This is a genomic window from Bradyrhizobium sp. ISRA436, assembly GCF_029910015.1.
Taxonomy (GTDB): Bacteria; Pseudomonadota; Alphaproteobacteria; order Rhizobiales; family Xanthobacteraceae; genus Bradyrhizobium.
Map to the genome: position 1 here is coordinate 6,078,765 of NZ_CP094519.1, position 13,225 is coordinate 6,091,989.

Annotated in this window: 7 protein-coding genes; 4 read left to right on the forward strand and 3 right to left on the reverse strand. The window is 59.3% G+C overall.

The features are described 5' to 3' along the window. Positions 1 to 1,101 precede the first annotated feature (1,101 nt). Positions 1,102 to 1,851 (forward strand): hypothetical protein, encoded by a 750-nt coding sequence (locus tag MTX23_RS28315; protein ID WP_280973420.1) that lies wholly within the window; start codon positions 1,102 to 1,104, stop codon positions 1,849 to 1,851. 59 nt (positions 1,852 to 1,910) lie between these two features. Then, a complete protein-coding gene (locus MTX23_RS28320; RefSeq protein ID WP_280973421.1) occupies positions 1,911 to 2,582 on the forward strand; it encodes a hypothetical protein in 672 nt (223 codons plus the stop codon). 294 nt (positions 2,583 to 2,876) lie between these two features. Here MTX23_RS28320 and MTX23_RS28325 read toward each other — a convergent pair whose 3' ends face one another. From MTX23_RS28325 to MTX23_RS28335, 3 genes are all read right to left on the reverse strand, one after another. After that, a complete protein-coding gene (locus MTX23_RS28325) occupies positions 2,877 to 3,122 on the reverse strand; it encodes a hypothetical protein (RefSeq protein WP_280973422.1) in 246 nt (81 codons plus the stop codon). A gap of 13 nt (positions 3,123 to 3,135) precedes the next feature. Further along, positions 3,136 to 4,917, reverse strand: coding sequence for a hypothetical protein (locus MTX23_RS28330; RefSeq protein WP_280973423.1), 1,782 nt, complete (start codon positions 4,915 to 4,917; stop codon positions 3,136 to 3,138). A 3,438-nt stretch (positions 4,918 to 8,355) separates the two neighbouring features. After that, complete coding sequence (locus tag MTX23_RS28335) at positions 8,356 to 10,239, reverse strand: NEL-type E3 ubiquitin ligase domain-containing protein (protein WP_280978228.1); 1,884 nt, start codon at positions 10,237 to 10,239, stop codon at positions 8,356 to 8,358. Between the two features lie 1,347 nt (positions 10,240 to 11,586). Here MTX23_RS28335 and MTX23_RS28340 point away from each other — a divergent pair. Together MTX23_RS28340 and modC are read left to right on the forward strand one after the other, a co-directional pair. Beyond that, positions 11,587 to 12,090, forward strand: coding sequence for a hypothetical protein (locus tag MTX23_RS28340; protein WP_280973424.1), 504 nt, complete (start codon positions 11,587 to 11,589; stop codon positions 12,088 to 12,090). Then, complete coding sequence (gene modC, locus MTX23_RS28345) at positions 12,087 to 13,223, forward strand: molybdenum ABC transporter ATP-binding protein (RefSeq protein WP_280973425.1); 1,137 nt, start codon at positions 12,087 to 12,089, stop codon at positions 13,221 to 13,223. The genes MTX23_RS28340 and modC overlap by 4 nt, the downstream gene beginning before the upstream one ends. Positions 13,224 to 13,225 lie beyond the last annotated feature (2 nt).

A 13,225-nucleotide genomic window follows, 5' to 3' on the forward strand; every position in this document is an offset into this window, starting at 1 on the left:
CTCATGGGTCTCGGGCATCGGACTTCCTGCAAGCTGGGGTCCAGGCCGCGGCATCGCGCGTCACTGCCCCGAGATGCCAGCAGATTCGCAAAAGGCGATATGTAGGGAGGACCTCGAGCAGACCGCCCATATGATGACGATACCTGCGCTATGACAGGCATTTCTTCATAAAATGCTGATCCGTAACGTCGTGCCGAAACCGCAGCTCTACATACTGCCGACACGACTCTTACAAGGTAGGTGCCTTGCACGACCTCCTGCCACATATCCTCGGATCTCACGCTCGGCCCGAGAGTGCCGCCACTGGCAGAGCCCCGCAACGCCGCAGCCCATTGTTGACACGCTTGTTGCCGGCCGTCGTCCATTTTACGCGGCTTACGTTCCGGATGGCCTCACGAATTCTCACTCAAGGACGCCATCGTCAGGTTCGCGTGGTTAGCGACATCGCTTCCCGGCAGCCGCAACGAGATCTCAGTTCGCCAACTTTGGGTTTTCAGTCAATCATCCGATTGCTGGGCACCACGCCGGGCCGGGTGACGAGAGCGGATGGAATTGCAATCCATCTGGCGAACCGCGCCAGATTTCCGATTATGCAACCGCCGCTCAGTGACATGCGCACGCGGTCCGCCATCGCCAACCGCCCATGCGCGTCTGCAACACGATAGATCGGATCTATCCGCTTCTTGATCGCAAGTTCGCCGCTGGCAGCTATCCGTACACAGTTGGCGTCGCTCCGGTTATCTCCGTGACAGCTCCACAACCTGACGCAACGTCAGATTCAACTCGTTTCGCTGGCCATCACTCCAAGGTGCGGATCGTGATGCGATTGACTTTCATCTCCACGGCCCGCCCTTTGCGAGGCGCTGTACTGAACATTCGCACATAGCTCGACATCAACATTGGCGCCGACAGCTCCGTTCTGATCTTTTGTCGCTCGTTGTGTGCGCCGTCATGTCAGCTTGGCAATAAAGCTGTCTATCACTAACGCAGCTCTGCATCATACATTCGAGCGTCCCTCGTTCTGCCATGTTCGCAGCCAAAGCACACGCTTGCCGCAGACGCATGTCGCGTCCGCGATGGTGAGTGTCGCAGGAGAGTTCTATGGTGAAGCCAGTTGTGATCGTGGTTGGTGCAGACAAGGGTGGCGTCGGCAAGACGACAGTGTCCAGAACGCTTCTGGACTACTTCAGCGCCAATAGTGTGCAGATACGTGCATTCGATACGGAATCACCTCGAGGAACATTGAAGCGCTTCTATCCGGATATCACCGAGATCGTCGACATGACGACGACTTCGGATCAGATGAAGATCTTTGATACTCTCAATTCGGGAATCTCCGTCACGGTGATTGATGCTCGGGCTGGCCTGCTATCCTCAGCGCTCGGCTCGCTGCGCGACATCGGCTTTCTGGATGCAGCACGGTCGGGCCAGATCACTTTCGCTGTATTCCACATCCTCGGACCGTCCATCGCTTCGCTTGACGAAATCGCCGAGACTGCATCCTTCATGGCTGGCGCAAAATATTTTCTGGTAAAGAACTTCATCAATGATACGCAGTTCTTCCAGTGGGACCAATCCACCTACAATTCGTATTTCCAGCGTATCAAGTATGCAACAGAGCTGACCATCCCCAAGCTCAACGAGATGGCCTACGAGCAGGTCGAAGTGGCCGCGGTCCCGTTCGTTGACTTCATCGCGAACAAGGCGCGAAACGACGAGCCTGCGAACTACTCCTTCGTGCTACGCGGCTATGTCCGGCACTGGCTCGCAAATGTCTGGAGTGAATACGACCGCATCAGCTTGACAGAATTGGCTGGCGCCAAATCAGTGACTCGCGGCGGCGAGAAATAGACGCATAGTTGGCGAGTCAAGGGCAGCCCAGGTACGACACTCGACTGATATTGCTGGCGATGTTAGCAACACCCGTCTACATCATCTGCTCTCCGAGCCCTCAGGTCGGCAAAACCCTTGTCGCTCGCCTCGTGAGCGAGTTCTTGTTGCTGAAGAACGGCGCGGCGCTCTCCTTCGACGTCAATTTGAAGGAGCCATCATTGCTGGATTACCTGCCAAGGATCACCGAGACAGCGGACGTGATCGACACTTACGGCAAGATGCAGCTAGTGGACCCGCTGATCATCCATGATCGGGTGGCCAAGGTGATTGATCTCGGTTTCCATGCCTTCGACGAGTTCTTCAAGATGTGCGATGAGATCGGGTTCATGAAGGAGACGGCGCGCCAGTATGTCGCGCCGATCATCCTGTTCGTCGCTGGCGCCGATCGTATCTCCTGGCGGAGTTATGAAATGCTGCGGCGACAGGTTCCGCCAGGGAATCTGGTCACCGTTCATAATGAATTCGTGCTGCGCGGCGGATTGCCCGAGAACATGAATGACGGACGTGTGCTCCACATCCCTGCGCTACCGATATTTCTAAAGGCCTACATCGATCGACTGAATTTCTCTTTTACCGGATATCTGCGCAACGAGAGGGATTGGTCAACCGAGCTGCATCAATGGATCCGACGGAACTACACGATGCTTCGGGACTTGGAACTGAGCCTGATCATGCAACGGCGGTACTGAGTACGAGGCTTATATGGAAGGCCGACGTGCCCGCTGTCCATTCTGAGGTTCGTCCGGATTGCTGTATTCAATGCGCAGCTTCACCGGGGCTGTCGAAGCCTACGTTCGCGACATGCCTGGCACAGTCGGCTCGTCGAGCTCGGCGCGCATCGCGCGTTAAGATAACGGCATCAATTCTCGTCGAGGCCGGTCCGGTCGCCGCTCTGATCTTCTGATAGTCGCCAAGTGATCGGGCCGAGCAGACCCAGCTAGCGTATGGCTCCAGTTCAGTGGATACCGACCACTGCACTTGTTTCACTGTAGTTGACGCGCATCGCGAGCGATGAACTCCAGCACCGACCGCGCCCCGTGGATCTCTCGAGAGACACGCTTTAGGATCCGGATCGTCGATTCATCCGTTGCGATCAGCCCCGCTCTTTCGCAAGCAAGCCCGAAATGATGCATCACCTGTTTATCGGTGGGCGCAATGCGGTTCTGCAATGAGATCGTCGTCAATGACGAGAGCATATGCTCGACCACGTCGTTCTCAGCCTGGATCAAGGGTTGCTTTCTTTTAAGCATTGGCTCGGCCTTGGGGAATCTGCGTACCATGGACGGATCCGCGAGAGCTATGCTGCGTGCGGCTTCCGTGTTTTGACGTCTTCGCACCATGCGGGTCGACGATTGCTTGCGAAAGACCGCTTATGTCTGTCGCCGAATCGAGCGCGTGATCTAATCGCTTCTCTCCAATGCAATTCGCTACGGTTTGACGCTGTATGACCTGGAGCTCCGTGGTGATATCCACTATGGCAGACTGGCGCGCGACCTCTTCGGGCCATTGGCTAAAAGCGTTGATCAACCTCTCGGCTTCGAGCCGCGTAAAATCAAAGAGCCCGATACCACGGCGATTGATCTCATCGGCAGCCGCGATTGCGGCTTGGCGAGACGCCACCTGCTCCGGCCATCTGCTGAGACCCATCACGAGCCCCCTCAGGTCTTGAGCAGTAAAACCCGGCAGTCCTGTCTCAGGGTTGGCGCTCCGGAGGACCTCGCCCGCAAGCGCGACGACCGCTTGGCCGCACGGCGGATTCTCTGGCCAGTTGCTGAAGCCGTTCACCAAGAGCGCCAATCCCTGACGGGTAAAATCACCTAGCCGAGGGGACCGGCGCAGGATCTCTCGAGCGAGTGCGGCGGCGGCCTGACGAGAGACCACCTCGTCCGGCCATTTGCTGAAGCCGTTCACCAGGTTTGCCAATCCTTGATGAGTATGATCCGGAAGTTGGCTGTCGCGGCAAAGGACCTCACCTGCGATCGCGATGGTGGCCCTGCGACAGACTTCATCTTCAGGCCATTTGCTGAAGCCATTCACCAGGTTCGCAAGGCCTTGCTGAGTGTAGCCACGCAGTTGGGCGGCACTACGAAGCAGTTCCTGCGCGATCGCGACTGTCGCTTGACGAGCGCCTAGCTCATCTGGCCACTTGCTGAAGCCATTCACCAGGTTTGCCAAATCCTGCTGGCTGAAACTATCAAACCATTTGGCACGCCGAACGACCTCATGCGCGATTGCAACCGCGGCTTGACCACACGCCGGTTCTTCCGGCCACTTGCTGAAACCGTTCACCAGGATGGACAATCCTTGGGGGGCAAACTCTGGCAACTGCGCGGCACGGCGCTGGACCTCACGGGCGAGCACGACCGCGGCTTGGCATAACGCTGGCTCTCCTGGCCATTTGCAAAAGCCGTTCACCAGGTTTGCCATTCCCTGCTGCGTAAAATCAGCGAGCCGGCCGCGGCCGCCCGCGCGGGAAGTGATCTCACCGGCGATCGCAAGGGTGGCCTCGCGAAAGGCCGCCTCTTCCGGCCATTTGCAAAATCCATTTACCAGTGCTGCCAGGCTCAAATTGTTCAATTCCCGAAGTGACCTGCTCTCATCGCGACAGAACTTGGCAATTCTGATTGCTCCGTTGCGGCATTCCGCTCTTCTGGGATGGCGCCCGAATGACGATGCAAAAATCGACAGCGCCCTGATCCCGACTTTCCTGATCAGGGTGTCATCGAATCGCGATAACTGGGCAGCTATCCTTTCGCATGCCTCCATGCCTGGCTGACCACCGGCCCTTCGGCTAACGGCATTGCATGTCGTGGCGTAGCCCCACGATTTTCTCGCACGGATGGTTTCCTCGAAGCATGTCAAGAATCTACGCTGGAACTCCGCAGCAGCCTTCTGCAAGAACACTGCCTGTTCGGTCATCCGCAACTGCTTGTCGTGGCTGACCACCGCAGTCGAGAATTCCGCGATGTTGCGAGCCCGTTCAATCTCACTCAGCGCGGCATCGAGCTTCGTTTGCGCGAACATCAGACCTCCCGTACTTCCCCCACGAGCGCCCTCGTGGCTATGCGAGCGATGCGCCCATCCGGCGCCCAAGAGTGGAGATGAACTGCCTCGTGCCAAGCCTCCCGTCACTGATCGATCGGGCCGACCTGATCGCGAGCGCGGCTGCAGCCTTCACGAAAGCGTTTCAGTGGTCACGCCATTCGATCGTTCTGTGCCACATGGCGCGAGGCTCCTCGTTAGGACCAATCAACTGCTGGCGTGTCAGCTTTTCCTGACGCTCGGTGGACCTGGGGTTAACCAACAGCCCCTCCCACCGAGAGAACTGAGGATGAGCAAGCTGCTCGAGTTTGAGTGCCAATGCATCATGATCCCTGCGCGGCATAGCCTCGTTCATCGCCTTTCGAACCTACAACCTGACGCGACGTAAGGTTCAAGCGGTAAACTGGCCTATGCAGAGAGCGACGTACACCTGACCGAAACGCTCAGCCGGGTATCACAGCGCGGGTTTGTGGCATGGCCCGCCATGGAGGAAGGCCGCCTGCTCGCGCCACCTGAGGTATCGAGCACGGTCGGTTCGTTCTGTTGATTGGTTCGAGCGCGATTGGCGTGTTCCAATTGGACGCAGATGCGGAGATAGCCTATTCCGTGACGTTGATGAGCGCACGCACCCCGCTCGTTGACCGAAGAGGCGATTGCCGCGCCCGGAACTCGGCGTGCGACCGGGCGCGGTCTGGATCGCCGCGAGCGGACGCGCCGGTCGCGCTAGCGCCATCGGCGGTCGCATCGTCACAACGGCTTGCGAACTGCTGCTCTCGTCTAGGCGCAGATCCGAGCACCCGCCGATGAACAAGGTCGGCCACGCTCATGTCAATACTGGCAGCGTCGAGACGAGATCAGGACCCGGCCGGTTCGACCCCGGACCGACCGCCGGCTTCGACCAAGAAGCCATTCCAGCCCTCCCATCAGCTGAGGCGAGAAAGCCCGACCATGGCTCGTGATCAACCGCTGATATCTTCGCAGTCGATCCCGGCACGAGCACATCGTCCTTGTGGACTCGGCCCCAGAGAGACGAGCGTATCCCGCGTCACGTTTGATTCGCCCGTCTAGAAAGAACTTCTCTCATGCGCGCCCACTAAGCTTGGTAGGAGCGCGCATGAATTCCGCACCGTAGATGACCATAACGCAGGGAAACCTCTCGACCTGCGGCAAATTCCAACACATGCGCAGTGACAAGATGATAATCGATTGATGAGGGCCTTCGTGCACACCATGCCTTCGCTCTCCTGACCACCTAAGCAATCTGTGACAGGCTCTCCTCAGCGACTTAATCGAATTGAACATCGCTTCGTGGGACGGCTGCCTAAGATTGGGAGATTGGACGGGTTTCTTGGCGACTTGAAAGTCGGGTCAGCTTGCGTGATGACGTCAATTGACGACAGATTGAGCGAGATAAGATCGGTAAGAAACAGCATTTGGCGTTGTCGTCGGTTGCTCGAAGCCGAGTTGCCGGACGCGGAACGACACGCCCTTGAAAAGCGCCTGCTTGAGCAACATTCTACTTTTGAGCGACTCTTGGCGACAACATTTCCTCTGACGCTGCGGTTCTGACGTCAATCGAGGTACGCGTCGTTAGAACATCAATAAGTGACGAGGATCGGGCACATTGTCGAAGAACACATCTTGGCCGAGACGCGAGCAAACTCGTCTCCTCCCGCTTCCTACCCGATTGATCAACCTCGATTCACTCAGCGTGATGAAGACTTTCGTGGAGCATCGGTTCGGAAACTCATTCCGTCACCGTTTCCGAATCGACCGCTTCGATGGTTTCTCACGACGGATCACACGCGACGCTGCCTTCTTGTGGACGCCGCCTCGTTTCGCGCTTTCCTTTCGTTCCGTCGCGACCGGAATGGCGCGACGGCATTCAGCACGCAAGGTTTTGAAGTTATCTCTGAGACAGAACATAACGACATCCGTATCCTGACGTCCAGTAAAGTGGCCACAAAAGCGCGTCAAATCCAACCTGCAAGACGACAATGCGTCCTCTGCTTCTACCGCTCGAGCACGTGCGTGTTCCGTGTACAAAGCCGTTATTATCGCCACGACCGCGATAGCCGTCGCAAAGCGAGGTCCTTTATAGATCCAACGAGTGCGCGACCCTTGGTTCACGGCATCTCTCTTGACCCGCACGTCCTCCAGGATTGTTTGAATGCGCAACATCACCCGTCTACCGGAGAACAGGTGGAAGCTGCCAAAGCGGCGAGGCAGGGAACGCGATGTTTGCGACCAGGCGGCGCTCCCAAGGCGCTTGCTGATCATCGTTCTCGAGACGGCCACAACCTCGCGGCTGAGACTGGCTTCGCTTGCTGTTGAACAGCGCCACGAATCGAGATCGGGACGTCTCGATTTGTGCGGCTTGATACATGGCCGGTCTCGAACGTCCTGCGTAACTATAGTTGATGATTCTACGGCCAACCGATGACCTGGGAGCCCCGAGGGCCGAAGGGAATGATCCACGCGGCGATGCTGGATGAGGAACCTCAGAGCTAGAGCGACGTCAAACCGCGCACCGCTCGCTCCTCTTGCACGCGCGCGTCCAAGACGTTGGTGACGAAGTAGCCGCACAAGGAAAACGAAGCCATTTACGGCCACGCAATCGACCCGTCATGCGATTTCAGTGACCTCGCAAGCCTGGCTACCTTCGTCCGCAAAGACGAGCACGCGGGCCAGCCAAGATGGGGCCTGATCCTGGTACGCCGTCGCTGCACAGCGGTAAAGCGAAGGCGCCCCGGTTTGACCCCGAATGGAATGCCCTGCTCAGGCCGCAAACGCAGGGACGTTACCCGCGCGGGGCGTAAGCGACGCAAGGCGCATGCAGCGGCCTCGGGCAGAGCGAGACTGAAGTCTTTGGACATTCGCAACGTTTGTTATCCATCGTGAGGCTTCGGGGCCGTCGCCTTGTACTTCAGATCGTACGACCTGACGCTACGTGCGATTCAAGCCCTTTAAACGTCGGGCGCGAAAATATGTCCTGCGTTGCACATGTCGAGGCCCGGGCGCGAGCATGCAGCATGGCGGTCGCCGATGCCGACGACCTGGCCGCCCGGCGCACAACCGACTGTCGAAGGTTGTGCGCAGCGGTTGTTGCCAATGCCGACAGAGCGACAGCACAATTCGAGCGACTTGCTTGCGGCAGGGCTGTCGCACTCGGGACTCAAGGCCAAATGAACGCCAGATCGCAAGCTCGCGCCAATCGCCGCGCGGCGAGCTAACCAGGCGGCTGGCTCCCGGAATCGGGAACGATTTGCGGCTGCTGGTTTGCGTGATCCGAGCAGCGCACACTACAAATGCAGGAGAAATGAAGAGGCCGTTGCCATCTGCGGCGTCGATCTCCGAAAAGGTCATGACTGTAATGACGATTGCGGATGGATCGACGGCCCTTGCCCTTGGAGGACCGCTTCAGAGCGCAAGCCCTCGGTCTGTGAGCACCTTGCGCAGGAGATCGCCCTTGATCTCGCAAGCGAGCTTGCTGCTGATCTCGGCTCCAAGCTCCCGCTCGGCATCCTGCAACCAGGACGTGGAAGAGGATGCCTGGGTGTCTGCGGTCATCTGAAGCGCGGCGAGGCTTTGGGCCAAGCGAGTCTTGAATTCATTTTCTACTGCATCGGCGAGCCGCTTCTCCATCGCTTCGTAGTCTTTGGGCGCGATACGGCGCGCGACCGTCGCCCAAGGTTGCCAGCGCGTTGCCAGATAATCGGCGAACCCTGTTTTCTCCTGGTTCCGCACGAATGTCTCAGCCGCAGCGACGTCGTTCTGATCGACGTGCGAGACGGCCAAGAAGCGCATGTCGGGGGCGATGTGCAACAATTCCAGCGGGTCACGCAGCTGATTCTGGTAAGCAAGGTAGACTTCGATCTCGTCGACGTCGGAGTCCGGATCGGCGCGGCGGAGCGACTTGACCCTGTCGCGCGCGATGCCGTCCAGCGTCTCCAGGCGGAACATGACACGACCGTGCTGGAGCAGTTCCTCGAGCCGCCCGTCATAGACCCCGTCCTCGACATCAACGTTCAGACGGGCGGTCTGCATGCCATTCCAAGTAAAAGTGATGCGATCTTCGCAACTCGTGCTCGCGTCGAGGGCGAGTTGGAAGTACTGCTCGCGCAATCGCGGCCTGATCGCAGCTTGCCTCAGGTCATCGCGCACCGCCTGCCGGAACGTCTCATTGCCGTAGTTCACGGTACCTCTCAGCCTGTCCAGACAGTGTGCGTATTGCTGGGCGCCCGGTTCTTGGGCGAAGCCCTGCCAGGCGGCCACCATCTTCGGCTCACCAACGAGCCAGTCCGCGACAACATCGGACAAGGAGCGCGCCTGAACTTGTGCGACCCCTTCATCCCCTGTAAAAAACACCTGCGGGCCAGCGTAGTCCCCAGACTGCAGGGCCGTCATCAGGTTGGCCTGCACCTCCTCGGGCAGCGGATTATCCTCCAGGTTGATGCTGGACTCTCGACCTAGCCGGGCCAGCAGGGGCTCGGGCACGCTGGTCAACTGGTTATTGCTGGCATCAAGCCATAGGAGCTCTGACGGGACAGTCTCGGGCAAGCTGGTTAGCCGATTGTGGCTGGCGCTGAGCCACTCGAGCGCAGCCGGAAGGGGATCGGGGAGATCGGCCAGCTGATTATAGTCGACGTTCAAGCGCTCGAGCCCGGCTGGAAGGGCGGGCAGGCTGGTCAGATGGTTGCCGCTGGCATCGAGCTCCTGAAGTGTTGGTGGAAGGTCGGGCAGATCGGTTAGCCGATTGCTGTTGACGTTCAGGCGGCGGAGCCCGGGCGGCAGCTCAGCGGGCAGGCTGGTTAGCCGATTGCTGATGGCGTAAAGCCGCCGCAGTGCGGCAGGAAGGTCGGGCAGACTGGATAGGCGATTGCCGCTGGCATAGAGCCGCCGGAGACCGGCCGGAAGAGGATGGGGTAAAGTGGTCAACTGGTTGTCGTCAAGATTCAGGCGGCGGAGGCCGGCCGGGAGAGCAGCCGGCAAGGTGGTCAGGGACAATGACGACAAATCCAGCGCTTCATCGATATCGCCCGCCTCTTCCCAAGCTCTCGTTCGCCTCGTCGCCTCCGGCCCGTTCGTGTTCTCGCCCTGCCCCTCTTCGGCAGCCCTGTTCTCCGCAACCTGATTGCGCGGCGATTCGCTCGGAGCCGAAGCTTCGCGAGGAGTCTGATCGGCGGCAGACGCCCTCGCCAGTGTCATGGCTTCGCCCCATCGCTCCCTCGGTTCGGAAGTTTCACCAGTTTCCGACGTTTCGGAAGTCGTGCGAGCGCCCCGCTGAGCCCGTCCTGCGTCCATAGATCCAACCTCTGCTGTCACCAAGCAAGGGAATGCGTCAGACCGGCACTTTTCAAAGCCTGAGTCGTCACGACGGACGAACATCACCTGAATGACAAAGCAGAGATCAAAGACCGCCGTTGCCAACCAAGAGTGCTGAACGCCCGCCCAAGGTCGTGAGCGGATCAAGCCGGAGCTGCCATTCCGGGTAGAGAGGTCTTCAACTGCCAGGTTTAGCTGTCGACCAGCTGACGCACGATGCACCATTGCGCCCGGCCCATTTCGCCGTCAGCATAGCACCCGGCAAGCGCAAATGAGGCGACGCCGTCGACGCAAGTGTTCGAGCGCAATGCACGGAGCCGTTCACGAACCTCGTCGTCGCCGTGTCCGTCGCCACAACCGTGGGGCTAACCGCAACTCGTCCGTTATCCGACGGCTCCGCCTGGCGAGATCCTGCGCTCCGATATCGACAGCGACCGAGGCTAGGCGGTAGGTGCCGCCGATCAGGCGGATGACCTCGTCTGCTCCGACATTTCGCAGATAATCGCAGCGGTTCGACGCGATGGACGGGCTGCCTATGATCAAGCCGGTCTCCGCATCGGTGCACATGACACTTATCGCTGCCGTTGGGTCCGCTGCCTCCACGAGTGTGATGTCGCAGTCCCGATAGGGGGATTTGGGGGCGCTGATGCGCAGCGAAGCGATAGCCATGGCCAGTCCTATGTGCCAGCACGAGCGAGTGAGGCGCGAATTTGTTCGCTCTCAGACAAGGCCTGCCGGCGTGCTGCTCGATGAAATCAGGAAATCGTTCGGGAGTTTGCGCTTGGGCGCACGGTGCTCACTCTTGGCGCGATGGTCGCCAAAGTCGTGCGAGGAGGTCGATCGTGATGCTCATGAAGCATAGATGCCTGAAATCTCTGAAAGGCCCGTCCAAGAGATCACTAAACTTCTAGCTAAGGGGTCAATGCCATCACAGTAGCCGTCGGGCGACGCATTTCCCTCGGGTAGCTCGATCGATGAGATCGAGATCGTACACATTCCAACAATGTCGGCTTATGCCCACGGTAGACGTCTCGGTCATCACATCGTCAGACGAACTCATCCTTGACAGTTCAACGCAGAGCCGTCCGACCATCTCTCCCATCCGCGATATGCGGTTGGAGGACTGCAACGTCGAAGACCCGAGCATAACGCGCAGCCATTCGAGAGTACGGCGCTGAGCCACCTGTCCTCGGTTCGATTGGCGCGAAAACGGTTCGGCACAGTATTGCTCGAGCGGCACGAAGCTTGCTGGGATGGGGCGCAAGGTGCTGCAGCGGCAAGAGCGGTTGCAGTACCGGCTTCTGGAGTCGCGATGAGCCTGGTCAATTGATCCCAATCGATGCAACTCTGACGCAGCCTGTGCACGCAGATGCGCTGGCAATAAACCGTACTTTGGTGATAGGCCCGCAGTCCACACGGCCAGCCGACGTCATTGCGGCACGTTGCAAAAACGCAGGGCGCGAGGCCACCTTTGACTTTATCACGACCCGCGGGCAATGCGGCCAGGCCCCACAAGCGGTGCTGCGTCCGATCGGACTGGTCGAGCATCGTCCCACAAGTGCGAAAACCTTGTTCAGCTGTGTGATCGGCCGGCACGCGTTGCGGCGCTCGACTGCGGCCCTCGTAAACGGCACGGAACTATTCAAAGCGCCGCCTATCGTACAGCTGTCAACCTGCAATGCTGCGGCCGCGCCTTATGGCATCGCCGTGATGCAGACGTCACGCTGGAGCGAAACGAACTGGCTCGTTGGCGGCACGCTGATCTTGCTGCTTGCGGTGATCCTGCTCGTTGCCTTAATCGAAATTTGCAGCATGAGCGCCGACAAGTGAGAGCAGCAAAACCAGGCTGTATCGAAGTTGCGTTCAGCGGCTCTCGCGGGCGCATCCCGCTTGATGCGCAGTTTAGCGTACCGGCCAAGGGTATAACCGCGATCGTCGGCCCGCCAGGTTGCGGCAAGAAGACCGTCGCGCGCTGCATCGCCGGCTTTACGCGCCTGCCGGCCGGCTTCTGTGCGCTCGATGGTGAGGTGTGGCAGGACGAGGCCAGGTTCCGCCCGCCGCATCTGCGCCCCGTCGCCTATGTTGCCCAGCGCCCGACCCTGTTTTCGCAGCTGTCCGTCAGACGCAACTTGCTTTACGCCGCCGCCAAGTCCACACCAACCAAGGTTGACTGCAATGAAGTGGTCGAACTGCTTGGCCTGGCGTCGCTGCTTGACCGCTCGGCCTCAACTCTGTCGGCCGACGAACGGCAACGTGTCGCGATAGGCTCCGCATTGTTGTCAAAACCCCGGCTCCTCGTGGTGGAGGATTTGCTCGCTGCGCAAAATCGAGAGATTCGTCCATTCCTTGAGCGGTTGCACGAAAATCCTACACTGCCAATGATCTATCTCAGCCATCATGCGGCCGATATAGAACATTTTGCCGATCATCTGGTCATGATGGAACATGGAACCGTGACCGCTGCTGGCCCGTTACAGGCCTTGCAAAGCGATCATGCCCTGCCACTTGCCTCGCGCCGCGATGCCGCAGTCAGTCTTGACGCTGTCGTCAGCGGCTACGACGGACGATATGGATTAATCATCCTGCGCCTCAAAGGCGCGCGCCTGTTGGTGCCCGGGACGCCGCTTGCGCCAGGCACCCGGCGACGGCTGCGCATTGCGGCCCGTGACGTCAGCGTCGCGCGCGAGGCGCCGCGCGCGAGCTCGATCCTCAATATCATTCCGGCACGCATCAAAGCCTCGATGCCGTTCGACGCGGCTGAGGTCACGTTGGTGCTCGCGCTCGAAATTGGAGGCTCAGCCGCCCAGATTCTGGCGCGCATTCCGCGTCGATCCTTCGATGCCCTGCGGCTCTCCGACGGGATGGACGTTTTCGCCGAAGTCGCGCGCTTCTTGCCGGTCGCTGCCTTCGATCCGTCACCGCGCGCCGTGGCGGCTGCGACGCGGGCGAATGAGCAACAATAGGA

What these genes read in the sequence shown, in the direction of transcription:
- MTX23_RS28315 (WP_280973420.1), top strand. Translation starts at nt 1,102, where the DNA reads ATGGTGAAGCCAGTTGTGATCGTGGTTGGTGCAGACAAGGGTGGCGTC.
- MTX23_RS28320 (WP_280973421.1), top strand. Translation starts at nt 1,911, where the DNA reads ATGTTAGCAACACCCGTCTACATCATCTGCTCTCCGAGCCCTCAGGTC.
- MTX23_RS28330 (WP_280973423.1), bottom strand. Translation starts at nt 4,917, where the DNA reads ATGTTCGCGCAAACGAAGCTCGATGCCGCGCTGAGTGAGATTGAACGG.
- MTX23_RS28335 (WP_280978228.1), bottom strand. Translation starts at nt 10,239, where the DNA reads ATGGACGCAGGACGGGCTCAGCGGGGCGCTCGCACGACTTCCGAAACG.